Origin of the sequence: Cohnella xylanilytica, assembly GCF_014212175.1 — a bacterium.
GTDB lineage: Bacteria > Bacillota > Bacilli > Paenibacillales > Paenibacillaceae > Cohnella > Cohnella xylanilytica.
The window spans coordinates 51,964-77,038 of record NZ_JACJVR010000020.1 but is presented as its reverse complement, the minus strand read 5'-3'; the positions used below and the strand labels follow the sequence as shown (position 1 = coordinate 77,038).

The 25,075-nt window shown below is 56.6% G+C and carries 24 protein-coding genes and 1 pseudogene; 16 read left to right on the top strand and 9 right to left on the bottom strand.

Annotated features, from left to right (window positions below; genetic code table 11):
* Nucleotides 1-137: 137 nt before the first annotated feature.
* From H7B90_RS06670 to H7B90_RS06660, 3 genes are read left to right on the top strand one after another with little or no spacing between them, the layout of a single operon-like run.
* Nucleotides 138-1,190, top strand: a complete 1,053-nt coding sequence (locus H7B90_RS06670; RefSeq protein ID WP_185135083.1) for an Ig-like domain-containing protein — start codon at nucleotides 138-140, stop codon at nucleotides 1,188-1,190.
* Nucleotides 1,121-3,583, top strand: coding sequence for an Ig-like domain-containing protein (locus H7B90_RS06665; protein WP_185135082.1), 2,463 nt, complete (start codon nucleotides 1,121-1,123; stop codon nucleotides 3,581-3,583). Before H7B90_RS06670 ends, H7B90_RS06665 begins: the two co-directional genes overlap by 70 nt.
* Complete coding sequence (locus H7B90_RS06660; protein WP_185135081.1) at nucleotides 3,580-4,293, top strand: S-layer homology domain-containing protein; 714 nt, start codon at nucleotides 3,580-3,582, stop codon at nucleotides 4,291-4,293. Before H7B90_RS06665 ends, H7B90_RS06660 begins: the two co-directional genes overlap by 4 nt.
* 109 nt (nucleotides 4,294-4,402) lie before the next feature.
* Here the strand turns inward: H7B90_RS06660 and H7B90_RS06655 are convergent, their stop codons facing one another.
* Complete coding sequence (locus tag H7B90_RS06655; RefSeq protein ID WP_185135080.1) at nucleotides 4,403-4,825, bottom strand: DUF1259 domain-containing protein; 423 nt, start codon at nucleotides 4,823-4,825, stop codon at nucleotides 4,403-4,405.
* Between the two features lie 50 nt (nucleotides 4,826-4,875).
* Entirely contained in the window at nucleotides 4,876-5,289 is a 414-nt protein-coding gene (locus H7B90_RS06650; RefSeq protein WP_185135079.1) for a DUF1259 domain-containing protein, read from the bottom strand.
* A gap of 519 nt (nucleotides 5,290-5,808) precedes the next feature.
* Here H7B90_RS06650 and H7B90_RS06645 point away from each other — a divergent pair.
* Nucleotides 5,809-6,230: pseudogene (locus H7B90_RS06645) on the top strand (DNA-3-methyladenine glycosylase I).
* Nucleotides 6,231-6,370: 140 nt separating this feature from the next.
* Here H7B90_RS06645 and H7B90_RS06640 read toward each other — a convergent pair.
* Nucleotides 6,371-6,958 (bottom strand): TetR/AcrR family transcriptional regulator, encoded by a 588-nt coding sequence (locus tag H7B90_RS06640; RefSeq protein ID WP_185135078.1) that lies wholly within the window; start codon nucleotides 6,956-6,958, stop codon nucleotides 6,371-6,373.
* 197 nt (nucleotides 6,959-7,155) lie between these two features.
* Between H7B90_RS06640 and H7B90_RS06635 the strand changes: the two genes are divergently transcribed.
* Nucleotides 7,156-7,653, top strand: coding sequence for a DUF2798 domain-containing protein (locus H7B90_RS06635; protein ID WP_185135077.1), 498 nt, complete (start codon nucleotides 7,156-7,158; stop codon nucleotides 7,651-7,653).
* 111 nt (nucleotides 7,654-7,764) lie between these two features.
* Here H7B90_RS06635 and H7B90_RS06630 read toward each other — a convergent pair whose 3' ends face one another.
* The gene (locus H7B90_RS06630) at nucleotides 7,765-9,324 is read right to left on the bottom strand and encodes an IS1182 family transposase (RefSeq protein WP_185135076.1); all 1,560 of its coding nucleotides are present in this window, start codon (nucleotides 9,322-9,324) and stop codon (nucleotides 7,765-7,767) included.
* A gap of 436 nt (nucleotides 9,325-9,760) precedes the next feature.
* Between H7B90_RS06630 and H7B90_RS06625 the strand changes: the two genes are divergently transcribed.
* The 6 genes from H7B90_RS06625 (at nucleotide 9,761) to hprK (ending at nucleotide 16,693) form a co-directional block, all read left to right on the top strand.
* Nucleotides 9,761-10,162 (top strand): GntR family transcriptional regulator, encoded by a 402-nt coding sequence (locus H7B90_RS06625; protein WP_185135075.1) that lies wholly within the window; start codon nucleotides 9,761-9,763, stop codon nucleotides 10,160-10,162.
* Nucleotides 10,159-11,268, top strand: coding sequence for a DUF5808 domain-containing protein (locus tag H7B90_RS06620; RefSeq protein WP_185135074.1), 1,110 nt, complete (start codon nucleotides 10,159-10,161; stop codon nucleotides 11,266-11,268). Before H7B90_RS06625 ends, H7B90_RS06620 begins: the two co-directional genes overlap by 4 nt.
* Before the next feature lie 51 nt (nucleotides 11,269-11,319).
* On the top strand, nucleotides 11,320-13,602 hold the full coding sequence (locus tag H7B90_RS06615) for a preprotein translocase subunit SecA (protein WP_185135073.1): 2,283 nt from the start codon (nucleotides 11,320-11,322) through the stop codon (nucleotides 13,600-13,602).
* 55 nt (nucleotides 13,603-13,657) lie between these two features.
* Nucleotides 13,658-14,623: a helix-turn-helix transcriptional regulator gene (locus H7B90_RS06610; protein ID WP_185135072.1), complete on the top strand. Its 966-nt coding sequence runs from the start codon at nucleotides 13,658-13,660 to the stop codon at nucleotides 14,621-14,623.
* Nucleotides 14,624-14,723: 100 nt separating this feature from the next.
* Complete coding sequence (locus H7B90_RS06605; RefSeq protein ID WP_260410818.1) at nucleotides 14,724-15,512, top strand: zinc ribbon domain-containing protein; 789 nt, start codon at nucleotides 14,724-14,726, stop codon at nucleotides 15,510-15,512.
* A 266-nt stretch (nucleotides 15,513-15,778) separates the two neighbouring features.
* The gene (gene hprK / locus H7B90_RS06600) at nucleotides 15,779-16,693 is read left to right on the top strand and encodes an HPr(Ser) kinase/phosphatase (RefSeq protein WP_185135070.1); all 915 of its coding nucleotides are present in this window, start codon (nucleotides 15,779-15,781) and stop codon (nucleotides 16,691-16,693) included.
* Nucleotides 16,694-16,755: 62 nt separating this feature from the next.
* On the opposite strand, the gene H7B90_RS06595 is transcribed toward hprK, so the two are convergent.
* Nucleotides 16,756-17,058 (bottom strand): hypothetical protein, encoded by a 303-nt coding sequence (locus tag H7B90_RS06595; RefSeq protein ID WP_185135069.1) that lies wholly within the window; start codon nucleotides 17,056-17,058, stop codon nucleotides 16,756-16,758.
* Between the two features lie 272 nt (nucleotides 17,059-17,330).
* Between H7B90_RS06595 and H7B90_RS06590 the strand changes: the two genes are divergently transcribed.
* The 4 genes from H7B90_RS06590 to H7B90_RS06575 all read left to right on the top strand — a co-directional run bounded on the left by H7B90_RS06590 (nucleotide 17,331) and on the right by H7B90_RS06575 (nucleotide 20,805).
* Nucleotides 17,331-17,909: a TetR/AcrR family transcriptional regulator gene (locus H7B90_RS06590; protein WP_260410817.1), complete on the top strand. Its 579-nt coding sequence runs from the start codon at nucleotides 17,331-17,333 to the stop codon at nucleotides 17,907-17,909.
* Nucleotides 17,884-18,630, top strand: a complete 747-nt coding sequence (map, locus tag H7B90_RS06585; RefSeq protein ID WP_185135067.1) for a type I methionyl aminopeptidase — start codon at nucleotides 17,884-17,886, stop codon at nucleotides 18,628-18,630. The genes H7B90_RS06590 and map overlap by 26 nt, the downstream gene beginning before the upstream one ends.
* Nucleotides 18,631-19,060: 430 nt before the next feature.
* Nucleotides 19,061-20,125: a ParA family protein gene (locus H7B90_RS06580; RefSeq protein ID WP_185135066.1), complete on the top strand. Its 1,065-nt coding sequence runs from the start codon at nucleotides 19,061-19,063 to the stop codon at nucleotides 20,123-20,125.
* The gene (locus tag H7B90_RS06575; RefSeq protein WP_185135065.1) at nucleotides 20,125-20,805 is read left to right on the top strand and encodes a hypothetical protein; all 681 of its coding nucleotides are present in this window, start codon (nucleotides 20,125-20,127) and stop codon (nucleotides 20,803-20,805) included. Before H7B90_RS06580 ends, H7B90_RS06575 begins: the two co-directional genes overlap by 1 nt.
* A gap of 780 nt (nucleotides 20,806-21,585) precedes the next feature.
* On the opposite strand, the gene H7B90_RS06570 is transcribed toward H7B90_RS06575, so the two are convergent.
* Both H7B90_RS06570 and H7B90_RS06565 read right to left on the bottom strand, forming a co-directional pair.
* Entirely contained in the window at nucleotides 21,586-22,422 is an 837-nt protein-coding gene (locus tag H7B90_RS06570; protein WP_185135064.1) for a sulfurtransferase, read from the bottom strand.
* Between the two features lie 46 nt (nucleotides 22,423-22,468).
* A complete protein-coding gene (locus tag H7B90_RS06565) occupies nucleotides 22,469-23,668 on the bottom strand; it encodes an MFS transporter (RefSeq protein ID WP_185135063.1) in 1,200 nt (399 codons plus the stop codon).
* 186 nt (nucleotides 23,669-23,854) lie between these two features.
* On the opposite strand from H7B90_RS06565, the gene H7B90_RS06560 reads away from it, so the two are divergent.
* Entirely contained in the window at nucleotides 23,855-24,301 is a 447-nt protein-coding gene (locus H7B90_RS06560) for a GNAT family N-acetyltransferase (RefSeq protein ID WP_185135115.1), read from the top strand.
* 38 nt (nucleotides 24,302-24,339) lie between these two features.
* Here H7B90_RS06560 and H7B90_RS06555 read toward each other — a convergent pair whose 3' ends face one another.
* Nucleotides 24,340-24,666, bottom strand: coding sequence for a TFIIB-type zinc ribbon-containing protein (locus H7B90_RS06555; protein WP_185135062.1), 327 nt, complete (start codon nucleotides 24,664-24,666; stop codon nucleotides 24,340-24,342).
* A gap of 84 nt (nucleotides 24,667-24,750) precedes the next feature.
* Entirely contained in the window at nucleotides 24,751-25,044 is a 294-nt protein-coding gene (locus H7B90_RS06550; RefSeq protein ID WP_185135061.1) for a 4a-hydroxytetrahydrobiopterin dehydratase, read from the bottom strand.
* Nucleotides 25,045-25,075: the final 31 nt, after the last annotated feature.

Sequence of the window (25,075 nt, the reverse complement as noted above, 5' to 3'; positions counted from 1 at the left end):
GGGAAGCCGCGGGATTGCAATCGGGAGGAAATTGTCGAAACGGCGGTTGTGCAAAATATGGTAGAATGAGAGGGACGAATTCTTCTCATTTTCTAGGGAATATACGACGTTCATTGCTAAGAGAAGGGACGATTAGCATGCCTTATGCGAAGAGACTTGGGGCTTCCTTGTTAGTCATTATGATCCTGAACGGCTTGATAGGTTTAAAACCGGCCGGAATCGCCCTGGCCGCGGCTCCAACGGCGACCATCGAAGTCGACGACGAATTGCTGACTATCGGCGAGTCCACCCTCGTGACGATTACCTTCTCGGAGGCGGTGACGGGCTTTACGATTGCAGACCTTACGGAAGAGAACGGCACTCTCAGCGGGCTTCGCACAGACGATAACACCACGTTTACCGCTACGTTCACGCCGACGGATGGCATAGAGGATACCGACAATGTCATCTCGCTCGACAATACGGGAGTGAAGGATAACGCCACAGGCACTGCAGGATCGGGAAGCACCGTCTCCAACAACTACGCCATCGATACGAAGCAGCCGACGGCTAATTCCATCGCCGTCTCAGACGCATTGCTGGCAGCCGGCGAGACCGCCTTCGTGACGTTCACCTTCTCGGAGGCGGTGAAGGACTTCGCGAACGACGATCTGACGATTCCGAACGGTACGCTGAGCGCGGTCAGCTCATCCGATGGCGGCGTCAGTTGGACGGCGACGTTCACGCCGAAGGAAAATATTCGCGCATCGACCAATTCCATTACGCTTGACAAATCGGGCTTGACCGATCTCGCCGGCAATCCGGGAACCGGTTCGATGAGCTCCGGCAATTTCGCCATCAACACGGTTCGACCGACGGCAACCATCGAGGTCGCCGACACATCGCTGTCGATCGGCGAAACGTCTCTTGTGACGATCGCCTTCTCGGAGAGCGTAGGCTTCGGGAATGACGATCTGACGGTCCCGAACGGCACGTTGAGCATGGTTAGTTCCTCCGATGGCGGCGTTACTTGGACGGCGACGTTCACGCCGGCGGCCGACGTGGAGGATCCGACCAATGTTATCGAGCTCGATAACTCGCGCGTAACCAGTTTCACCGGATTACGGGAGCAGGCACTACCATGTCCAATAATTATGCGGTCGATACGAAGCGGCCGACGGCGGCCGTCGCAGTCGAGGACCCTTCGCTGACCGCCGGAGAGACCTCCCTCGTGACGATCGCCTTCTCGGAGGCCGTGACGGGCTTTACGCTTGCAGATCTCGCGGAAGAGAACGGGACGCTCAACGGGCTTCGCACAGACGATAACGTCACGTATACCGCTACGTTCACGCCGACGTCCGGCATCGAGGATACGACTAACGTCATCTCGCTCGACAACTCAGGCGTCATGGATCGCGCAGGCAATGCAGGGGCCGGAAGCGCTTCTTCCAACCACTACGCGATCGATACGAAGCGACCGACGGCTTCCATCGTCGTCGCGGACTCTTCGCTGACGGCCGGCGAGACGTCCCTCGTAACGTTCACCTTCTCGGAGGCGGTGACGGGCTTCGCGAATGACGATCTGTCGGTTCCGAACGGGACGCTGAGCGCGGTCGCCTCGTCCGATGGCGGCATCACCTGGACGGCGACCTTCACGCCGGCGGACAACCATAGCTCCTCCGCCAACGTCATTACGCTCGACAACTCGGGCCTAACCGATCTCGCCGGCAATTCGGGGGCAGGCACGACGAGCTCCAACCCCTTCGCCATCGCCACGACGCAGCCGACGGCTTCCATCGCGATCGCCGACTCTTCGCTGACGGTCGGCGAGACGTCTCTCGTAACGATAACCTTCTCCGAGGCGGTGACGGGCTTCGCGAACGACGATCTGACTATCTCGAACGGCACGCTGAGCCCGGTTAGCTCTTCCGATGGCGGCATCACGTGGAAGGCGACGTTCACGCCGAAGGCCGACGTAGAGGCTCCAACCAATATCATCGAGCTCGACAACTCGGGCGTCACCAATGCTTCCGGGAATGCGGGAGCAGGCGTTACCGCGTCCAACAACTACGCGATCGATACGAAGCGGCCGACGGCTTCCATCGCGATCGCCGACTCTTCGCTAAAGGCCGGCGAGACGTCTCCCGTAACGATAACCTTCTCCGAGGCGGTGACGGGCTTCGCGAATGACGATCTGACGATCGCGAACGGCACGCTCAGCGCGGTCGCCTCGTCCGACGGCGGCATGACTTGGACCGCGACGCTTACGCCGGCGGCCGACATCGAGGATACGACCAATGTCATCTCGCTCGACAACACGCGCGTGACGGATCTCGCCGGCAACGCAGGGGCGGGAAGCGTCCATTCCAACAACTACGCGATCGATACGAAGCGGCCGACGGCGGCCGTCGCCGTCGCCGACTCTTCGCTGACCGCCGGCGAGACGTCCCTCGTGTCGATTACCTTCTCGGAGAAGGTGACGGGCTTCTCGAATGACGATCTGACGATCCCGAACGGCACGCTCAGCGCGGTCGCCTCGTCCGACGGCGGCCTCACTTGGACGGCGACGTTCGCGCCGACGGCCGACATTCGGGCCGCGACCAATACCATTACGCTCGACGACTCGGGCGTAACCGATCTCGCCGGCAATCCGGGGATGGGCACGACGAACTCCGGCAATTTCACCATCGATACGGTGCGGCCGACGGCGGCCGTCGCAGTCGCCGACTCTTCGCTGACCGCCGGCGAGACGTCTCCCGTGACGATAACCTTCTCCGAGGCGGTGACGGGCTTCGCGAACGACGATCTGACCATCGCGAACGGCACGCTAAGCGCGGTCGGCTCCTCCGACGGCGGCATCACCTGGACGGCGACGTTTACGCCGAAGGCCGACGCGGAAGCTCCGGCCAATGTCATCTCGCTCGACAATGCAGGCGTCGCCAATGCTTCCGGGAACGCGGGGACAGGCATGACCGCCTCCAACAGCTACGCCATCGATACGAAGCGGCCGACGGCGGCCATCGCGGTCGCCGACTCTTCGCTGACCGCCGGCGAGACATCCCTCGTGACGATTACCTTCTCGGAGAAGGTGACGGGCTTCGCGAACGACGATCTGACCATCGCGAACGGCACGCTGAGCGCGGTCAACTCGTCCGATGGCGGCCTTACTTGGACGGCGACGTTCACGCCGAAGGCCCACACTCGCGCGGCGACCAATACCATCGGGCTTGTCAACTCGGGCGTCACCGACCTCGCGGGCAATCCGGGGCAAGGCACGACGAATTCGAACGTCTATTCCGTCATGACGGCGCGAGCGACCTCTTCATCGTCCAACGACGGGCCGATTCTGTCGACGGACGGCCGATTAACGCTGCCGGCGGGCCGGGCGGGGCGAGTCAGCTTGGGCGAAGAGGTCTCGGTCTACGTTCCGGCAGGCGCCACGAATAAAGAGCTGACGATCACGATCGTCAAAGTGCAGGACGTTCAAAACCTGCTCTCCGACGAGCTCGCGCTGAAAAGCTCGATCTATGACATTCAAAAGAGCATCCCGGAGAACTTCCTCCTGCCGGTTACGATAACCTTCGCATTTGACCCGCAAGCTTGAAGTCCGATCAGAGAGCGGCGATCTTCTACTACGATGAAGCGAAGAAAGCGTGGGCAGAAGTCGGAGGAACCGTCGGCGATCGCCATATCGCCGCGCAAACGGACCATTTTACGAAATTCGCGGTATTCGCCGTGAATCCGCCTTCCACCGATAAGCCTTCCGAAGGGGAGGCGGCCTTCAGCGACATCTCCGGACACTGGGCCGAGACCGCGATCCGGCAAGCGGTTGGCGGCGGAATCGTCGACGGCTATCCCGACGGCACCTTCAAGCCGAATCGCACCGTGACGCGCGCGGAATTCGCGGTTATGCTCATGAATGCCTTGAAGCCGTCGGCCGAAGGAACGGCCCTCAAGTTCGCGGACGCCGCGACGATCCCGAGCTGGGCGCGGCAAGCGGTCGCCCAAGCGGTTCAAGCCGGCATCGTCAACGGCTACGACGACGGCTCCTTCCGCCCGGATGCCGAGATCGCCCGTTCGGAGATGGCGGCGATGATCGCCAAGGCGCTGAAGCTGACTAGCGATCCGAAGGCGTCTAGCGGCTTCGCGGACGACCGGAGCATCCCGTCTTGGGCGAGAGGAGCGGCGGCGGCCCTGAAGGAGCTCGGCATCATGGGAGGATCCGGCGCCAACCTCTTCGACGGCAGCTCCAAAACGACAAGAGCGGAAGCCGTAACGGTCCTGCTGAGAATGCTGGCGCAGATGGACAAGTAACTTCCGTCGCCGGCTTCACTATGCCTGAACAACCATGCGCAAAAGGCCGGACAGCCCTCTCGGAGGAGGAGCTGAACGGCCTTTGCGCTGCTGCGGTTATCTCCTATCGTTAACCCAAAAAGGCGATAGAACGCTTTACTTTTCTCGCGAATGCAATCGGATCGTCGATCGACTCCCAGTGAATATACATCAGACGAGGCTTCTCGAACAACCAATGGTTATGGACCGCCGTCACTTTAATCCCGTTATTGCGGAGATTGGACAGCAGCCGGTTGACCTGGTTCTGGAAGAGCGCCGTCTCCCCCAGACACAACGCTCGCCCCGATTTGTCCAGCGATTCGAACGAGAACAGCTGGTACCGGACGAGAGGGGACGTGGTGCGTCTTCCCAAGATGGCGGCGTTCACTTTCCGATTCCTAGAGACGAAGCAAACGGGACCCTTCGTAATTTCATGCTCCGTTCCGCCCAGAATGGCCGAAAATTCGTTGCACAGCCTTCTGAATTCGGGGCTTGCCTTCACGCGGTTCGCCAAAAGTAATCATCCTCTCCGTATATTCATAACACAACCGTATGGCTCGCCCGTTACCCCAGGAAGGCGATCGATTCTTTGGTTCTTCTCGCGAACACGACAGGATTCATGATGGCTTCCCAATGCATATACATTAAGCGAGGATTTTCCTTCAGCCAGTGGTTATGAACCGCGGTCACTTTAATCCCCCGCTTGCGGAGGTTCGACATCAATCGGTTCACTTGGTTCTGATGGACGGCGGTCTCGCCCAGACAGAGCGCGCGCCCCGACTTCAGGGATTCGAATGAGAACATCTGCATCTGAACCAGAGGCGAGCGGGTTCTTCTCCCCAGGATGGTCTCCTTCAAATTCGTCATCCGCGTGACGAAACAAACCGGCCCCGCTTCAATCTCCGATTCGCCTCCCAGTATCCTCCCGAATTGCATGCAGAGCCTTCTGAATTCCGGTCTAACCTTCGCTTTGGGCATAGGGATCCTCCTTTGTTCGCTTTCAGGATCAATCTATGAGGCATGCAGACAAGCGAATTGTGCGGATCACTAACGTCGTCAAAAACCGGCGTATATGCGGACGTCCCTCGCGAAAAATCGAATAAGCCTATGCACGAGCGCACAGGCCTCTTACGGTCAAAAAAAAGAAGTCCCGGGGGAGGGCGGGACTTCTTCAGGGGGATAACTTAGTAATCAAGCCGGCTTGTGATATACCCGGATACGTGCCACGAGAACGTATCGTCATAGAATTTGTAATAGTTCCCTACCGGTTGACTTAACCCGTATACGGTACCCGGAATCCCCGAAGCCACCAACGTATAGTTCTTATAGATGTCGAATTTGCCTTTGAAGCTGGCCCCGAAGAAAAATACGGAGATCACGAGAATCAGAGAATAAACAAGCCGCCGCTTTTTCATCATTTCACTCCCTTTGTAAGCGTTTTCTCTCCCCAACACGAGTATATCACGACCCATCCAGAATATCCATATATTTGCATTAATGTCGAAGGGAGGTTTAGCCGATTTATTCAAGCGAACGGCGGTTCGCCCGCGCTGCCGCTGGTGCGGAGCCGCGCCGGAGTTTCAAGATTATCACGATACCGAGTGGGGATTTCCGGTAAGCGACGACCGCAGGCTGTTCGAGAAGTTAAGTCTGGAGAGCTTTCAATCCGGCTTGAGCTGGCGCACTATTCTTTTGAAACGCGAGAACTTCCGTGCAGCGTTCCATCGCCGCAATCGATCGCGCTGTCGAAGGAGCTCAAAAAGCAGGGTTGGAAATTCGTTGGACCGACTACCGTGTACGCCTTCATGCAGGCGATGGGGTTGATCAACGATCATGTCGAGGATTGCTTCATCCGGGAAGCGGTCGAGCGCGAGCGTCAACAGTTCCGGCGTCCCGGGGGAGCTGCTGGCCGTCGTTAAAAGCGGCAGCATTCCCTATGCTCCCTTTCCTGTTCAACGCCAAGACAACGATGGCCGCAGCAGGCCGCCAACCGGCAGCCTGTCGCAGCCGCTATATCCTATCGTTTCCGCCGCTTCCATAGGGATGAAGACCTCATCGCTTACCTCAAGCCGGACAGAAGCAGCTGCCATACGGCATCGAAAGCTTTATCGATCTCCGGGTCCTTCCATTCAGGCGCATGCGCGGGATGGTGGAAGCTGCTCGTCCCCAAGAACAAGGCGCGGGCCCTGCTTGCCTCATCCCCCGGCCTGAACTCTGCCGTCTCGACCCCGTATTCCAGAATCGATCGGATTTGGCCGACAAGTCCGTCGACATGGACCTTAATCAATTCCTCCGCCTCGAGAGTCACGGCGGCGTACATCGCGAACATCTCGGGCTCTTCCGCGGCGTACGTCCGTTTGTGCGAGATAAGGGTTTCAAACCACGATCGCAATCTCGACTCCGCGCTTCCCTCCCGCTTCTCCGCCACCGCCTGCAAGGGGAGCAAGATACTATTATATAACCAACGTTCCGTGACGGCTTCGCGCAATGCCGCTTTGCTTGGGAAGTGACGATACAGAGATCCATGGCTCACTTGAAGAAATTTGGCGATATCGACGACGGATGTTTTCTCCGGACCATACCGGCGCAACACTTGCTCCGCGGCGTTTAGGATCGTTTCCCTCGTTAGAGGCGCTTCGGCAGGCATCTTCGCCACCTCATCTCACGATAGTAATTTCAAAAATCATTATTGCATTTTTGTCATCAAAATACAAACCGGATTAGCGGAGTTCCGCTTCCCATAAAAATAAATATCAAAATTGTATTTTTGTTACTTGATATTTGTTACGCAGTAGGTTATATTGGTTTCAACAACCAATCCACCGTATAAAGGAGTTTTCATCCATGCGAATCCCTGCCAAGTATCGTCAGTTAACTTTTGTGTCCGCCATGTCGATCCTGTTCACGTTCATCATGTCCGGAATTATGACCTACGTTCTAGAGGGCGGGTTTATCCCGCACTTCATGAGCCTATGGATGAGGGATTGGGGCGTTGCCTTCCTGATCGCATTCGGGCTTAACTTCTTCCTTCCGGTCCGGATCCGCCGATTCGCGAGCCGATTCAATCGCAGCAAGGCCGTATCGACGGTCGTCTATGCATTCGCCATATCGCTTATCATGTCGCTCATTTTATCCTTCGTCTTGACCGCCGTCGCCGCGCACGGGTTCATTCCGGGATTCGCAAGTCACTGGATGAGCGCATGGTCCATCGCCTTCAGCATCGTCTTCGTATTAAACTTCTTCTTGCCGCAATTGGTGGGCCGGTTCGTCGCCATGCTCATCGCTAAACCGGCAGAGGCTCGAGCCAGCTCCTATCACCCGGAAGGAATGAAGACCGCATAAGCCAGCTCCAGGCGAAAGAGGCTGTCCCAAAAGTAAGTTTGAGCTCATTTTAGGAACAGCACCCTATGTGAAAAATGGTCTGGAATTACAAAAAAGGCGGCGTAAGGGAGGTTATCCCTTCGCCGCCTTTGCATGTTCTTGATCGATGGCCGCCTTCTTCAGCAGATTATGGGCGAGCGAAAGCCATCCGACCTCAAGGCTTACCTTCGGCAAGCCGCGAAGCAGAAAACGTCGGAATCCTCGGTTGTTCTTCACTTGCCCAAACACACTTTCCGGCTCGACCATCCGCCGAACCGATAGGGCATATCCTTCCTCGCTGCGGAGTTTCTCCCGCACCTGTTGTTTGTAACGTAGATACTTCAAACTAACGCTGATTTCACGGTTCCCCTTAGCTTTCGTGCACGCACTCTTCAGCGGACAGCCTTCACAACTAACGCTCCGGTAGTGCCTCTTTCGAATTTCAAAACCGCTTTCGGTGGTTTCCTTCTTTTCGTTTCGAAAGACTAGTTTCCGTCCCGCCGCACATGTCCAGTTGTCTTCCTCTTCGTTGTACTCCCAGTTGTCGATCTTGCTGATGTCCTTCTGCCAAGCCTTTGATTTCTCTTTATGAAAGGTGCCGTACTTGACCAGAGCCTCGATTTCTTCACTCTCCAAATAAGCGTAGTTCTCTTCTCCACCGTACCCGGCATCCGCGATAATCGTTCCCGGCAGCTTGCCAAGAGCGGCTTTAACCTTCTCCAAATGAGGCTTCAAGCAACGCGTGTCCGTTGGACGTTGATGCAAGCTATATCCGATGATGAGCTGATTTTCCGTTCCGATCTGCACATTGTAGCCCGGCTTGAGTTGACCATTGCGCATGTGGTCTTCTTTCATGCGCATGAACGTGGCATCCGGATCCGTCTTGCTGAAGCTGTTGCGGTCGCCGAGAATCTCCCGCTGGATTTCATACTTTTGCAGCCGCGGAAGGAGGTCTTTATGTAGCGTCCGCACCGCTTTCTTGAGGGGCTTGTCCTTCGGTTTTTCTTGAAGCTTAGCCTCAAGCTGTGCAACTGCCTCAGCCAGCTTCTCGCTGGTGATTTGCGCGGCTTCGCCCAGCTCCGGAAGATCTCGTCCGACATGCTCTTGCTCGTCTTGGCGCTCGGTCTCCGCAATTGTCGCGAACAGGGCCTGGACTTTCTCCTGAAGCTTGGCCTGCTGCTTGACGACGACCTTTCCCCAGACGAACGTATAGCGATTGGCGTTGGCCTCGATCTTGGTACCGTCCACGAAATAGTGATCCAGCTTCACATAGCCCGATTCCACCAGGAATTGCAAAACGGCCGTGAAGACGTTCTCGAGAACGGACTTCATTCGCTCGGAACGGAACCGGTTGATGGTGCGGAAGTCCGGCCGCTGCCTGCCGGCAATCCACATGAACATGATGTTCTCCCGGACGGCTTTGGTGATTTCCCGAGAAGAGTAGATCCGCTGCATGTAGGCATAGATGATGACCTTGGTGAGCATCTTGGGGTGGTAGCTATCCCGGCCGCCGCCAGGGTAAGCCGAAGAGAAAATACGGTCGTCTAAGCGATTGACGGCTTCGTTAACGACGCGCACAAGGTGATGGGGAGGAATGTCCTCCTCGAGGTCCATTGGCAGGCAAAGTTGGTCCATGGTATAGTGAATGTACAAAGAAACCGTTCCTTTCGTAAATGGTTGGGTGGTACCTCCATTTTACCAAAGAACGGTTTCTTTGTGTTTAAGGGTGAAGGTTTTCTGAGAGAAGCGATGAGGAAAATAAGGGTGTGTATCTCCTGGAGGAGCGAAGCGTTTGCCTTTGCCGCCGTGAAATCCCCTTGTTACGGGGTTACCATTCCAAATTTCACGGCGGCAACAGCAACCGGAAGGAGATACATCCCCCAAAAAAAATTTCAATCGCTACCTAAGAAGTAGGGGCCATCCCTAAGTCATTTGGATGACTTTTGGGACAGCCCCTTTCTTGTGGCCGCAAATGGATATTGCTCTCCCTTTGTATATCTGTTATATAATACATATAACAGATAGAACGAAGGCGGGTCGACGCTCGCCGCAACCCAACCTTATGTCAGTGCTATAAGGAGAACGATTCATGTTCATCGAGCTGGATCTGCAATCGGAGAATCCGCTATACGAGCAATTAATCGACCGGCTGATCGAAGGGATCGCATCGGGCGCATTGAAGCCGGGAGACCCGCTTCCGTCCGTTCGGAATCTGGCGGAGAGTCTAGGCATCAATCTGCATACGGTCAACAAGTCCTACACCTTGCTGAAGCAGGACGGGTTTCTGCAAGTGCACCGGAAGAGAGGCGTTATCGTCCAGCCGGACGCGATGCCGGGCGTGACGGCGGAATTCGAGGCCAAGCTGTTCCGGCAGCTTCGTTCGCTCGCGGCGGAAGCGGCCGTGCGCGGAATGACGGAAGAAGCATTCGTGAATCAATGCAGAAGGCTGTATGGGGACGCCATCAGGAAGCGCGGAGGGGACGGCCAATGATGACGAATGGAACCTTCATAGCGGTCGCAAGCCTATACTTTGTTCAAGCGCTGTTGATCGTCGTACAAAATTTCTTCGGTCCCCGAACCTTGCTGTTCGGAGTAGCGATTCCGCCTGACGAGGCGCAGGACCCGGCCGTCCGGCGGATACGCGTGCAATATGCGATTGTGATGGGAATATTCGTGCTGGTTGTGGCCGCCGCTTGCTTCTTATGGATTCGGCACCGGGACGCTGCGCACGCTTTGGTATACGTTCTGATCGCGCTGTTCCTTCTATTTCCGCTCTCCGGCATCGCGGTCGCGATCTGCAGACAATCGGCGCTGCGATTGAATGCAATCCGCGATTGGCAGGTCCCCGTCGACAACAGAAGGGTAGCCAGCATCTCGAACAGACGGCATCGTGCCCCCGCGTTCGGCTTGCCCTGGTTCGGCGCTCACTTGGCCGTAATCGCGGTGTGCGTCGTCATCGCCATTGCGAAGTGGGGCGATATCCCGGATTATTTCGCCATACACCGGTATGCGGACCGGATGCCGGACTGGTATCGCTGGTATTCTACCAAATCCCTCAGCTCCGTCTTCTACGAGAACTTCGGACAGCTTATCGTAACCGGACTTTTCATGCTTCTGAACCTCCTTAACGGCAGAGCAAGAACCTCTCTGGATCCGGCAGACCCGGAAGGCTCGCTGCAGAAGCAAATCCGGTACAAGCGAATCCACTCATCCACGATATGGGGCATCTCGCTGGCCGCGACCGTATTCTTGGGGCTGTTCCAAGCGGGCAGGCTATACTCGATCCAATTCGACTTGTGGATCCATTTGGCGTTCCCGCTTATGCTTACGGCCGATCTGCTGCTGCTGGGCATGTTCGTTTATTTGAGGGTGCGGGGACTGGACCAGCAACGAGATGCTCCTTCGCAGGGCGATCGGTATTGGAGAACGATGGGCATGATCTATTCCAATCCTGAGGATCCGGCGATTATCGTTCCGAAGCGGTACGGCATTGGCTGGACTGTCAATATGGCCAGGCCGATGGGCCGGTTAACGATCGCAACGATTGCGGGAGTCTTTATTGTGCTTTTGGTATGGACATGGCTCCTGACCGAGTAATATCCGGGATCACGGAATCGCGTATTTCTACCGAGGAGCGATCGTATGCCGATGAATGCAGCCGTCAGGTTGGCGCAAAAAATCAAAGACCGCGATACCCGGCATAAGCTGAAGAGTTATCGGGACAAAGCGGGGCTCATCCGAGGACGCAACTTGGAGGCATGGGACGACAAGCGGCTGCAAGCGGAATCTCTCCGGTTGAAGCAGCAAGCGCAATCGGGCACGCCATTGGACGAGCTGCTTGTCGATGCCTATGCGCTAGTCTGCGAAGCCGCGAAGAGAAAGCTCGGTTTGCGGCCCTACGAGGTTCAGATCATGGCTGCCATCGCTCTGCACGAGGGATTTTTGATCGAGCAGCATACCGGCGAGGGGAAGACGCTCTCTGCCGTTATGCCTGCTTATCTAAATGCGCTAACCGGCGCGGGCGTTCATGTGCTGACCTTTAACGATTATCTGGCCAAGCGGGATGCGGAATGGATGGGCCCGATCTATCGGTTCCTCGGGTTAACGGTCCAATCGGTTCAAGCGGGTATGAGTCTATCTGAGAAAAGGGAAGCGTACGCCGCGGACATCACCTATGTGACGGCCAAAGAGGCGGGATTCGATTATTTGCGCGATACGATCGCGCTAGACGAAGCCGATACCGCGCATCGCCCCTTCCGCTACGTTATCGTCGACGAAGCGGATTCGCTTCTGCTCGACGAAGCGCGAGTGCCGCTCGTCATCGCCGGCGAGCCGGGCTCTTCCGGCAGCGACGGCCTTCGCTTCGCGGAAGTAGCCAGGCAGCTCGCGCAGGAGGAGCATTACGACTTCGACGAGTTCAAGCGGAACGTTTATTTGAATGAAGCGGGCGCGGCGAGAGCGGAATCGCTGCTGGGATGCGGCAATTTGTACGAGAGCCGTAATAGCCATTTGTTATCGTCGCTAAACTGCGCGCTGCATGCGGAGGCGTTATTGAGAAGAGACGTCGATTACATCGTCCGGGACGGCAGAATCGAGCTGATCGACGAATATACCGGCCGCGTGGCGGAGAACCGGCATTTGCCGGACGGGCTGCAAGCCGCGCTGGCGGCGAAGGAAGGGCTGCAGTCGAGAGCCGGCGGGAACATTCTCGGGACGATTACCCTTCAACACTTCCTTAGCTTGTATCCGAAGATTTGCGGAATGACGGCTACCGCTCGCGTCTCCGCAATGGAATTCGAAGCGATTTATGGGCTGCAGGTCGTGCCGATTCCGCCGAACCGGCCAAACATTCGGATCGACCAGCCGCACCGGATTTATACCCATAAAGAAGCCAAACTTAAGGCGCTTGTACAAGAGATCTCCTCCGTCCATGCGGCGGGACGTCCGATTCTCATCGGGACGTCAAGCGTCGAGGAGTCCGACAGGCTGGCGAAGGCGCTAGCGGCTGCCGACGTGCCTTGCCATGTTCTTAATGCGAAGAACGACGCGGAAGAGGCCGAGATCATCGCCAAAGCGGGAGAGATCGGCGCCGTGACGGTGTCTACGAATATGGCGGGACGCGGCGTCGACATTCGGCTCGGCGGCGGCGACCCCGCGCAAGCCGAAGCTGTCGCCAAGCTGGGCGGGTTGTACGTGATCGGCACGCACGTGCACGACAGCGTGCGGATCGACAACCAGCTGCGCGGGCGTTCCGGCCGCCAAGGCGACCCGGGAGCTTCCGTCTTTTTCGTAAGCTTGGAAGACGAGCTGTTCCTTCGATTCGGCATCGATAAAGCGATTCGCGAGCTTAGGCAGGACGAGGCTCTCGAAGAGTCGGTGCTCGTCGGCAAAATCGCGCATCTTCAGCGCGTCGTTATGGGTCAAAACTTCCATCTCCGCCTGGAATTGAACCGTTATTCGGATATGGTAGAGGAACAGAGGCGTATTCTGTACGGGGAGCGGCTCGGAATTTTGCAAGGCGAGAAGCCGATGAGCCCCTCGGAGCGGCGGGTGCGGCTTTATTATATCGACAAGTTCTGGGCGGACCACCTGGCATACGTTGCTTACATTCGCGAAGGCATCCATTTGACGAGCCTTGCCAACCGCAATCCGATCGACGAATTTCATGCGCAAATCATCCAGGCATACGAGCAAATTCCGGCTAAAATCAATAGAGAGACGGCGAATATGCTCGCAAGGCTCGGAGGTTCGAACGATCCGGCGAAGTGGGAGGAGTTCGGACTCAAGACCCCCTCATCCACCTGGACTTATATCATCAACGATCAATACATGGAATACTTGCAGAAGCCCGGTTCATGGGGCCCGGGGACGATCATCGCTTATTGGATTCGCAAGCTTCTGAGGCCGGTATTCGGATGGGCTAAATTATGATGCGGCGACATCCAATGTAACTGTAGACTCCAGATAGAGGAGGTTCATTGAAAAGGTGAAGCTGGATCGCCTGCTCTCGATTATTATCCTGTTGCTTAACCGCAAAAAGGTGCTCGCGCAAGAGCTGGCCGATCAATTCGAAGTATCCGTGCGCACGATCTACCGCGATATCGAGACGATCAATCAAGCCGGTATCCCTGTCGTCACCCATCAAGGCGCGGGTGGGGGAATCGCCTTGATGGAAGGGTATCGGCTGGATCGCAACCTGCTGACCGACGAGGAGCTGGCGACGATCGCAACGGCGCTGCGGAGCTTGTCGACCTCTCAAGCGGGCCCCAATCCGGAGCTGCTGCTCGAGAAAATCGCCAGCGTGATTCCGGAGTCTCGCTCCATGGATTTCGATATTCGCAGCAAGCAGCTGATTGTCGATCTGTCGTCCTGGGGGCGCAAAGGCCAGCTCGAAGAGAAGCTAAAATGGCTGAGCGACGCCGTAGAGAGAACCCTGTCGGTCGGCTTTACATACTGCAGCCCGGACGGCCGGACCTCGGAGCGGATCGTGGAGCCGCATACGCTTGTGCTGAAGGGGCAGTCCTGGTACCTCTACGCCTATTGCAAGCAGCGGGAGGGGTTCCGCTTCTTTAAGCTGCACCGGATGAGGGATGTGGTGCTGCTGGAGCGTCAGCCGTTCGAACGGCGCGCCGTGTCCCCCGAGTCGCTGCCGTGGAATGCCGAGTGGTTATCGCCGGAGCGCTCCTCGGTTCGCCGAATGAAGCTGGTGCTGAGCTTCAGCAAGTCCAGCAAGCATCTGGCCGAGGAATGGTTCGGCGTGGAAGCTCTCAGCGACAGCGGCGACGGCCGGTACACGGTAACGGAGTATTATCCCGAGGACCGATGGCTATACGGGTTTATCCTGAGCTTCGGTCCCGAAGTCGAGGTGCTGGAGCCTTGGCATATACGCGAGAAAATCCAGGAGCTTGCCGAGGCGACGGCTCATCTTTATAGCGGTGCCGATAGAACTTGACAATGGGTTGTCAGGTTTCTCCTTGTATGCTGAGGATGTCGATGGCCCAGAGCAGTCGATAAAAAACGCCTAACACCTTATAATCCAAGGAGAAATGACGATGACCACAACGTTGATTGCCTGCCAGAGCTGCGGCATGCCTATGCCCGAGAGCGCATTGTACGGAACGGAATCGAACGGGGAGCTGACCTCGGAGTTTTGCAAATACTGCTACGAAAACGGCGCGTTTACTCAACCGGATCTGACAGTTGAAGGAATGGTCGAGCTGTGCACCTCGATTCTGGTGGAGGAAGGCAAGGAGGAACAGTCGGCTAGAGCGATGCTGCAGGCTTATCTGCCTTCGTTGAAGCGTTGGTCAACGGGAATTGCTGCTGATGCGGCGGAAGGCCCCGACCGGATCGTGGAGCATTCCGGGCTGCGGTTAGCGGGACTGTCCGCGCGGACGACGAATCGGCGCGAAGCTTCGCCGGACGGGGCAATTCCCCAGCTGTGGAGTCGATTCTGGTCGGGTCCGGGGGGACAGCTGGCGGCGGCTTCTGCCGAGCCGGGCGTCGTCTACGGCTTGTACTATGACTACGAGGATGGGGCGGACGGCGAATATTCCGTGCTAGCGGGCGTATCGGCAAATGCGGGCGGGGGCGGCGAAAGTCCGCTTAGCTCGAAGGAACTGGATAACGTCGTCGTCCCCGCCGGAAAGTATGCTGTGTTCGTAACGCGCCGCGGCCCCTCTGTACAGGTCGTTGTGGAAGCCTGGCAACGCATCTGGAGATGGGCGGCCTCCTCTACCGGCTACGAACGGACGTTCGCCGGCGACTTCGAACGATACGACGAGCGGTGTCATAATCCGGACGATGCGGTTGTCGAGATTTTCATTGCGATTAAAGCTTAATCCTTCGTACACTCTCCATTTGGCCGGCTCTAGGGTTCCCGCAACTGCGTCCGACGCGGCCTCTCGACTCTTACTCTTCCCCTGTCGCCGCCGGATTCTCGTCGTACGAGATCCGATCGCGTCAGCTGCCCGCGTACAGCTTCGCGTTCCCGAAGCCCGCTTCGCTCAGGGCGAGAACGCGTTTGCGCAGGAATAGCCTGCACCTCCGTAGAAAATATCGAAGTATTCCGAGATTGATCACATGCATGCCAAAGGAGGTTGTCCGCGTGAAGACCATCACCGTGCAGAGTCTCGCGGATCATTTCAAGCTAGAGGTGGTGGCGGGCGGCGGGCGGCTCGACCGGGAAATTTCGCGTTCTCGGGCGCACAGGCCGGGCCTGGAATTCGTCGGTTACTTCGAATTTTTCCCGATGGAGCGCGTGCAGGTGCTGGGCCGCAAGGAGATCACCTATCTGCTGCAGCTAAGCATCGAGGAGCGGCTGCTTCATATCGGCAATATCGTCAAATACCATCCGCCCTGCTTCATCGTGACGGCCGGACAGCAGGAATTGCCTTATCTGAAGAAGTTCTGCGACGAGGAAGGCATTCCGCTGCTGCGTACGCCCGAGGCGACCGTGGAGTTCATCGCCAAGCTGGACGGCTACCTGGTGAAGGCGCTGGCGCCGGAGCAGTCGATCCACGGCGTATGCGTGAACGTATCGGGAATCGGGATCTTGCTGCGGGGCAAGTCCGGTATCGGCAAAAGCGAGACCGCGCACACCCTCATCCGCAGAGGCCATCGGTTCGTCGCGGACGATATCGTCGTGCTCAAGAAGCTGGGCCCGGCGCTGCTGATCGGATCGCACAACGGGACGACCCGGGAATTCCTCGCGCTGCGCAGCGTCGGCTTGATCAACGTCGTCCGCCAGTACGGGCGAAGAGCGTTCCAGGACGAGACTCGCATCGTGCTCGATATCGAGTTGACGACCTGGCGGGAAGGCGAGCTCAGCAACGCGCTGGAGCTCGAGCCCCGGTTCACCGATTATATGGGCGTACAGATTCCGCATATCCAGATTCCGCTGCAGCCCGGCCGCGATGTCGCCGGTCTGATCGAAGCGGCGGCCAACAACTGGTATCTGAAGCAGCTCGGCTACAGCGCCGCGGAAGAATTCATGCAGCGAATTCAGAATTCGATGGACTGACGAAGAAGCCGGCAACCCCTTCGAGAGGAGGTTCCCGGCCTTTCCCCTTTCTACCCTGCCCTTTACGCTATTTCCCCGATGTCATGCTGTCCGACAATCAGCTTCACCGGCTCCAAATAAACGCGGGTGACCGCGGGCTTCGTCACGAGATCGATCTCGATATCCGCGACTTTATATCGGGCGAGCTTGCCTTCCCTCTTATCGTACACGACATTGAATTCCTTCAACCCCAATTGGTGAATCAGAACGGAGGACCCTACCGACAAAGCGGCCGTCTCGTACTCCCCATGCTCGAATAGGACTTCCGAGAGCAGTTCATCATCCATATCCACAATCGTGACTTGCTGGCAAAAGCGATAGTTCATTTCGCGGACTTCTCCTCCCCCGTAAATCTGCAGATGTCGACGCGGCTCAACGCATGCATCGTGCCGTTCACCTACATTATCGGATCGTTTCATTTGCCAGTGTAGGACAAAGTCCTCAAACGGATTGAATGCCCGCTTTTTTTTCGCAACGGATCATTTGCTTATCCCCGCCCCATGCGTTATTATTTTATATTGACATATTTGCAGGTCTATACAAGGAGGCTCTGTCGCCGATGTGCCCCCGTACCAAAGAACAGAATGAGCTCATCCGCATGCAGCGCAGAGAACAGATTCTGGACGCCGCCGCGCACGCCTACTTCCGCACGGGCGGCAGCTTCGATATTCGCGACGTCGCCCGCGAGGCCAAGCTTGGTTACGGCACGGTATACCATTATTATCCCAACCGGCATTTATTGATCGAAGATGTGCTGGGCAGCGGCTTCGAGCGGTGCGAGCAGGCCTTGGCGGAATGGGCTGACCTCTCCGGCGGCGGCCCGGAGAACAGGAAGCTGTTGGCGTATTGCATAGCGCTGCTCCGGCTGTGGCAGTCGGACGCCCGCGCCTATCTCGTCTACAAGATGGCGATGGAACATTACGCGGGCTTGCCCGAGAAGGATCGGCCCCCCGCCAAGAGACGATTTATGGAACAACTGTACGTTCCGCTCCAATCGATCGCCCAGCGCGAAGACGATAGCGTCGACCACATGCTTGCCGTATTGGTCGGCTGCTGCGGACTGCGCTACTATGCGGGCAATTCCGAACTGGACGTCGATCGAATCAGTCAACTCGCCGTTCAAGCTATTACGAAGGAGTCCTGGAACGAACATGGTCATTTTAAAAAGCAAGCATGAAATCGAGGCCATTCGCAAGGCATGCCAAGTGGTGGCCGAATGCCATCGTACAATCGCCCCGCTCATCCAACCGGGTATCACGACGAACGAGATTGAGCGCATATTCGAGGAGATTATTCTGAAGCATGGCGCCAAGCCATACGAGAAGGGCTATAAGGGCTATCCGTATGCGACCTGTGCCTCCGTCAACGACGTGATCGCGCATGGCTTTCCTAACGATAAGCCTCTTAAGGAAGGCGATATCGTGACGATCGACACGGTCGCGGAGCTCGACGGCTGGCTCGGCGATTCGGCCTGGAGCTATGCGGTCGGGAAGATCTCGCCGACGGCCGAGAAGCTGATGCGCGTCACGAAGGAATGCCTTGACCTCGGCATCGCGCAGGCGCAGCCCGGCAATCGGCTCGGCGACGTGACGAGCGCGATTCAGCAGCATGCGGAATCGCACGGCTTCGGCGTCGTGCGCGACCTTCTCGCCCACGGCATCGGCCGGGATCTGCACGAGGAGCCGACTTATATGCATGTCGGCAAGCCCGGCAAAGGCTTGCGCATCAAGGAAGGCATGGTGTTCACGATCGAGCCCATGATCACCGAAGGCGCCTACTCCATGACCATCGATCCGGATGGCTGGACCGCGCGGACACGGGACGGCAAGCTCGCCGCCCAATACGAGCATACGATCGCCATCACGGCCGAAGGTCCGCAAATTTTGACCGCGCAATAGAACAATTAGAAGCCGACCACGTTGGGGTCGGCTTCTTTTTTTACTATCGAAGCTTGAAAAAGGTACTTGCTCCGAACGGTTCCCGGTCGTGATGGTTTGCGTGGTCGGTCGGCTTTGGTTCTGCCTGCTGCCGACGCCGCAAAACTGGGCGCTCAACATCCTCCTGACCCGACTACCGGGCTGTGGCTGGCTCCGGGGTTCCTGCAACGGTATCCAGGGAGTTCTTGAACACTTGTGCCCCGATGGTTAAAATCTCTTACGCTAGTAGAGCCACAAATGAAGAAAGATCATACCTTGTCTCGTCAGTACCGATAGCTGACGGCTAGTGATTAGCAAATCGGGGAATCCCAAAATCTATATGTAGAAATAGGAGGAATTTGCTGGTTCATTGTCGAAATCAGATCTTACTATGTAACACGAGGTGAACTCCATGTCCAAAGTAATAACCTTTTATAACCATAAAGGCGGCGTATCTAAAACAACAACAATTTTTAACCTTTCCCATTATCTTGCAGGAGAAGGTTACAAAGTACTGGTTATTGATGCTGATCCGCAGTGCAATCTAACCGAAATTATGTTGTCTCCTACAATTGAGCGACTAGACAAGGAGCAGGAAGAACAAGGATTTGATAACGAATTACCAGGCACAAGCCTTCTTCAACTTCTGCAGCCAAGAATTGAAGGGGCTATTCCTCAAGTTAATATTGATAGTATTATAGTGAATAATATAGTGGATAATTTAGATCTGATTCGTGGCGACGTTGCTTTAAATAGTATCGAGGATGCGCTTGCTGAAGCCCATGGTCAAAGGACATCTAATAAAATTCATGAAAAAAGAACTTATGTAGCAATAGGAGATTTCGTTACACGTTTTGGTGAGAGGCATAACTATGATTATATCCTATTTGATGTGGGTCCAAGTTCTGGTGCTTTAACGAGAAGTTGCTTCCTTGCTTGCGATGCCTTTTTTATTCCAACATCACCTGACAGATTCAATGTGCAAGCAATCGGCTCGCTATCATCAATTTTAGATCGATGGGTCTCGGAGCATGCTCAAATATACCAAGATTTCAAAAGCATTGGACTACCAGTTAAATTAGGTAAACCAATATTCTTAGGGGTTACGATTCAAAACTTCAAGACAAGAAATGGTCGTCCAAAACCAGGGTATCAATTATGGATGGATAGGATTCCTTTAACCATTGACAGCAACTTATTTCCGGTACTGAGAAAGCATTCAAATGACTCAATTGACTTAACGGCAGGTTTAACTCGGGAAACAATAGCTGTTACAACAATACCTGACTTTGGAAGTTTCGCTCCACTGATGCAGGAATATGGAAAAGCAGTATTCAATATATCACGAGACGAAACGGCCATTATTACGGATTCGAGCCAACCTTGGGGAGGAGCTACTTGGAGGGACGCTGAAAGAAGAGCCCTGGATTTTAAGTCTAAATATAAAGATATCAGCGACAGGTTGGTGCAGCAATAGTGCAGAATGAAATTCAACAATTTGAATATTATTTTGTTGCTTTTATTGATCTACTTGGATTTTCTGCTATGGTGAAAAGTGACTTGGAATCAATTAGTAATGGGGAGAAATACATAAATAAACTATACAAAATACATCAACAAACAACCAAACTAAACGAGACAGGACTACAGCTTCAACTAGTTCAGTTCTCAGACTCAATTGTTCTTGCTACAAAGTACGATAAACAAAACTTTAATGACTTTCTAAATAAAATAGGCAAATATCAATACGACTTGTTTTCCGAGGGAATTTTATCACGAGGCGGTATAGCCTTTGGAAAACATTTTTATAGAGACGGTTTTATGTTTAGTCTCGGTTTAATAGAAGCATATAATATCGAAACGAGCTTAGCCAGATACCCAAGAATTATCATATCGAACGATCTGCTCGATATTGTTACTACTGGCACTGATATATTAACAGAATTACCAATAATACGAGAAAATGATGGTCTATGTTTTGTCGACTATTTTAGGTTTTCAAATGCCGAGAGAATCGACACGGATAGGGAATTTATTACTACTAATATCAATTCAAAAAATCCATCCATTCGTGAAAAATATATCTGGCTTGCAGAGTACTTGAACTTTAAGCACCCCACTATAACACCATTAACTACTCGGTTTAAAACAGTATAGCTCTTTGTCACCATAAGCAGCACACCACCAAAATTCGTGGCAGTCACTTGGGCGTACCTTGCCCCGGTTGACTGCCACTTGTTGTCACGGCGGTGGCAGTGAACGAGAGTCGTAGCGAAGGTGCGGCAGAGCAAGTTTTGTCACGTTGCCACCCGAAGATATCGATGTGAACCCAAGGACAACATGGCAACACAACGACAGATTGTCCGGAATTGAGACTTGAAGGTGACAAAGTGACAAAAGTGAAGCTCGGAACCGCAGAAAAGGAGCGAGCGGAAGTGCTACCACGGTGACAGAAGGTAACCAAGGGTGACAGAACAGAACAAGAGAAGAGCAAATATATATTTCTATGTTAAAGCCTAGCGCTCCTCCTTCGACCCTACCGGGGTTGTGGCTGAATCATTCTTTTGATCTTGACCGCCAGCAACAAACGGAACGCCTCCGGCTCCGTTGCGACCACTCCCCCGAAAAAATCCGTTCCGTTGCTCCCGAACCGGGAGATGCCAACCACGCCAAGGAAGTGAAGCGAAAGTGCTCCCAAAGGTGATTAAGCTCCTGCGACGAGCCAGCTTATGGATGACCGCAAGCGAAGTCTCCGAGCGTTCAACGGCAACCTGATCCGACCACCCCGCTGTGGCTGGCTCCGGATCCCATGTAATCATTTACAGCCGACGATTATTTGCAAGCTGTTGGACGAAAAGCAAAAGAGGGCTGCAACAGCCTGCCTCCCGGCAACCTGTCACAGCCCCCTAACCCGCGTTCGACGCGGCTTCTCGGCTCTTATTCTTCTCCCTTGGCAATCGGATTCTCGTCGTACGAGATCCAATCGCTCCAGCTGCCCGCGTACAGCTTCACGTTCTCGAAGCCCGCTTCGCTCAGGGCGAGAACGTTCGGCGTCGCGGTGACGCCGGAGCCGCAGTAGACGACGAGCTCGCGGTCGCGCGGAAGGTCGGCGAAGTGCTCCGCCAGCGCCTCGGCCGACTTGAAGCGGCCTTGCTCGTCCAGCGCACCCTTCCAGAACTTGTTGCGCGCGCCCGGGATGTGCCCGGCCTTCTTGTCGAGCGGCTCCGCCTCGCCGCGGAAGCGCGGCGCTTCGCGCGAGTCAACCAGCACGATGCCGTCATCCCCGAGCGACTCGCGCACCTCGTCCATCTCGACGAGCATGTTGTGCTGCACGGTCGCGAGGAACGTCGCCGGGATGAGCACCTTCTGCTCGGCGTTCACCGGGAACCCTTCCCGCTTCCACGCCGCGAAGCCCTCGTCCAGCACGAAGACGTTCTCGTGGCCCAGGTAGCGAAGCAGCCACCACAGGCGCGAAGCCATCGCCCCGCCTTGGTCGTCGTACGCGACGACCCGCGTGTCGTTGCCGATGCCGACGCGGCTCAGCCGGCCGGCCAGCTCCGCCGCGTCCGGCAGCGGATGGCGGCCGCCGTGCTCCCCGACCGGGTCGGACAGGTCCCGCTCCAGATCGAGATAGACCGCGCCGGGAATATGGGCCTCTTCGTACGCCGCGCGTCCGGCGTCCGGCTGCCCCATCGCGAACCGGCAGTCGACGATAACCAGGTCCGGCTCGTACAGCCGGGCCAGCAGCCATTTGAGAGATACTACGTGCTTCATCTCGCTTCCGTCCTCCTTATCCTCTTTTCCACCATTATTGCTATCCTCACTTGGCGACAATCGCCGGCCTCTCCGAAGAACGCTTCGAATAGGCGAGAGCGACCCCGATGATGACGACCATCAACACGGCGACGGCCGTGAACAGCCAGCGGGTCATGCCGACCTCGAAGCGGTCGAGCGACCAGCCCGCCAGCTTCGGCAGGATCGCCCCGCCCAGCAGGCCGCTGGCGATGAGCAGGCTCGTCGTCCGCTCCGTCATGCCGGGCACGGCCCGGTTCGTGAAGACGAGCGCGACGGCGAAGATGCCCGATAGAGCCAGACCCGCGAAGAAGGTGAGCACGAACATGGCCGTCACGCCGCCGGTCAGGCTCATCAGAGCGAAGCAGATCGCGGCGGCGAAGCAGGTGCCGAGCAGGTACGGACCGCCGCCGAAGCGGTCGGCGATCGCGCCGGCGAACATGCGGCCGATCGTCATCGCGCCCCAGAACACGCTGAGCGCGAGCGTCGCGGTCGCTTCGGTCAGCCCTTCGTCGGAATTAACGAGCACGGAAGGAAGGTAGTGAACGAAGCTCATCTCCAGCCCGACGTACACGACGAAGAACAGAATGCAAGCGCCCATGACGACGGCGGCGTTCCTTCCCAGCCGACTGCCCGACGACGACGGCGCATCTCCCGCGCCATGAGCCCCCGCCGCTCCTTGACCGATCCCGGCCGGCCAGAACCTCCACCAGCAGAACAGCGAAGCGACCGACAGCAGCCCGACGACGCCGAACGCCATCCGCCACTGGCCGAGCTCGATGAGCGCGGCTCCGGCGAACGGGATGATGAGCGCCCCGATACCGAAGAACGTCTCGACCCGAGTCATCGCCACATTGGCCTTCTCCCCGGCCCCGCCGATGATGAGCGAGCCGACCAGCGCCTCGACGATCCCGAAGCCGAAGCCGGTGACCGGAGCGATCGACAGCATGACGCCCCACGGAGGCAGGGCCATATAGAGGAACTCGATGACGGCCATAATGCCGAACGCGGCGAGCAGCAGCGACTTGCGGCCGATCCGGTTGATCAGCCACGGCGAGCACAGCGTCCCGACCAAGCCGCCGAGGAACTGGTGCATGACCAGCTGCCCGCCGTCCCCGTATTGAATTCCGTAAGCGTGAACCATGGGCTCCATGACGGCGCCCAACACCAATTGGCCCAACCCGATCGTTAAATAAGCCAGGCAACCCAAGAAGATAAGCCGGGACATGAAGACGGGAATCCCCTTTCCACTGCATAGATGGGCGGCGATCCGCCCGAACGAACCGTTCTATTATACCATGAACGCGGGAGTATGATATCTTGGAAGGAGAGAATCCGGTCGTCGAGGCGGCCGTGAAGCGAAGGGGAGAAAATCGTGAAAAAAACGCCGCCGCCCGAATTCCGCATCGGCCCTATGACGGAAGAGGACGCGGAGGAGATCTGCGCTTGGCGGTACCCGCCGCCTTACGACTCGTACCAATGGCCGTCCTGGGAGCGGATGAAGGCCGAGGAACGGGAATTCGGCGATCCCCGCATCAGGCGGGAGCAGTACGCATCGGTGCGCGACGAAGAAGGGCGCCTGGTCGGGTACGCGCAGTTCTTCCCGATGGTCGGGGTCGTGCGGCTCGGCGTCGGGCTGCGTCCGGACTGCTGCGATCGGGGCTGGGGACCCGCCTTCATCGGAGCGGTCGCCGCGGAAGCGGAGCGCAGGGCCCCGGACGCCGAGATCGATCTGGAGGTCGAGACGTGGAACAAGCGGGCGATCCGCGCCTACGAGCGGGCCGGCTTCGCCGCGACCGACCGGTACGACCGGAGAGCCTCCCACGGCATCGTCTCGATTCTGTGCATGGTGAAGCAATAAGACCGCCCCCGCGGGCGGTCTCTTGCGTTCGCGAGCCGTCAGTCGAACAGATCGCCGAACATGTCCATGACGCTTTTCTTCTTCTTGTGCTTGTAGCCCCCGTGTCCGTGCCCGCCGTATTGGTGGGAATCGTAGGACGGCCGGTGCGAATCGTTCGGATACGAAGGCGGCCGCCGGTGCTTGTCGTCATCGTCGTCGTAGTACCACCGGTTGTAATCGTCCCGCACCTCGCGGACTTCCGTCATCAGCTTATCCAGCTCCCCGCGGTCCAGCCAGACTCCCTTGCAGCTCGGGCAGATGTCGATCAGAACGCCGTTCTTCTCGACTTCCCTCATTCTCGTATCGTGACATACCGGACAATTCATGCTTAACCCAGCCTCCTTATCCTTATTATGCTTATCTACGTCCGGAAGTATGGATGGTTTCGGCCGGCGGCGCGCCGATCCCCGTTACGGAGCCAGCCGATCGTAAGCCTCCGCGGAAGCCAGGTCGAGCGCCGTGAGCCCTCCCGCGCGCCAAGTGGTGAGCCGCAGCGTAACCTTCCGGTAATCGATCGCGATAAAAGGGTGGTGATTATGCTCCTCCGCCAGCTCGGCCACCCGGTCGACGAACCGGATCGCATCCGGGAACGTCGGGAACAGGTACTTCTTGACGATGCGCTTCCCCTCCTCGACCGTCCATCCCGGAAGCGCCCGCAGCCCTTCCGCCAGCTCCTCTTCCGTCAACCGCTTCTTCCCGTCCATGCTTCGTCCCTCTCTCCGCCCAAGGGCTTTT

Excerpts from the sequence above, each read along its gene's own strand:
- H7B90_RS06595 (WP_185135069.1), bottom strand. The coding sequence starts at position 17,058 with ATGAACTATCGCTTTTGCCAGCAAGTCACGATTGTGGATATGGATGAT.
- H7B90_RS06580 (WP_185135066.1), top strand. The coding sequence starts at position 19,061 with ATGTCCAAAGTAATAACCTTTTATAACCATAAAGGCGGCGTATCTAAA.
- H7B90_RS06625 (WP_185135075.1), top strand. The coding sequence starts at position 9,761 with ATGTTCATCGAGCTGGATCTGCAATCGGAGAATCCGCTATACGAGCAA.
- H7B90_RS06590 (WP_260410817.1), top strand. The coding sequence starts at position 17,331 with ATGCAGCGCAGAGAACAGATTCTGGACGCCGCCGCGCACGCCTACTTC.
- H7B90_RS06635 (WP_185135077.1), top strand. The coding sequence starts at position 7,156 with ATGCGAATCCCTGCCAAGTATCGTCAGTTAACTTTTGTGTCCGCCATG.
- H7B90_RS06615 (WP_185135073.1), top strand. The coding sequence starts at position 11,320 with ATGAATGCAGCCGTCAGGTTGGCGCAAAAAATCAAAGACCGCGATACC.
- H7B90_RS06555 (WP_185135062.1), bottom strand. The coding sequence starts at position 24,666 with ATGAATTGTCCGGTATGTCACGATACGAGAATGAGGGAAGTCGAGAAG.
- H7B90_RS06640 (WP_185135078.1), bottom strand. The coding sequence starts at position 6,958 with ATGCCTGCCGAAGCGCCTCTAACGAGGGAAACGATCCTAAACGCCGCG.
- H7B90_RS06565 (WP_185135063.1), bottom strand. The coding sequence starts at position 23,668 with ATGTCCCGGCTTATCTTCTTGGGTTGCCTGGCTTATTTAACGATCGGG.
- H7B90_RS06665 (WP_185135082.1), top strand. The coding sequence starts at position 1,121 with ATGTCCAATAATTATGCGGTCGATACGAAGCGGCCGACGGCGGCCGTC.
- H7B90_RS06605 (WP_260410818.1), top strand. The coding sequence starts at position 14,724 with ATGACCACAACGTTGATTGCCTGCCAGAGCTGCGGCATGCCTATGCCC.
- H7B90_RS06650 (WP_185135079.1), bottom strand. The coding sequence starts at position 5,289 with ATGCCCAAAGCGAAGGTTAGACCGGAATTCAGAAGGCTCTGCATGCAA.
- map (WP_185135067.1), top strand. The coding sequence starts at position 17,884 with ATGGTCATTTTAAAAAGCAAGCATGAAATCGAGGCCATTCGCAAGGCA.
- H7B90_RS06670 (WP_185135083.1), top strand. The coding sequence starts at position 138 with ATGCCTTATGCGAAGAGACTTGGGGCTTCCTTGTTAGTCATTATGATC.
- H7B90_RS06560 (WP_185135115.1), top strand. The coding sequence starts at position 23,855 with ATGACGGAAGAGGACGCGGAGGAGATCTGCGCTTGGCGGTACCCGCCG.
- H7B90_RS06550 (WP_185135061.1), bottom strand. The coding sequence starts at position 25,044 with ATGGACGGGAAGAAGCGGTTGACGGAAGAGGAGCTGGCGGAAGGGCTG.
- H7B90_RS06620 (WP_185135074.1), top strand. The coding sequence starts at position 10,159 with ATGATGACGAATGGAACCTTCATAGCGGTCGCAAGCCTATACTTTGTT.
- H7B90_RS06570 (WP_185135064.1), bottom strand. The coding sequence starts at position 22,422 with ATGAAGCACGTAGTATCTCTCAAATGGCTGCTGGCCCGGCTGTACGAG.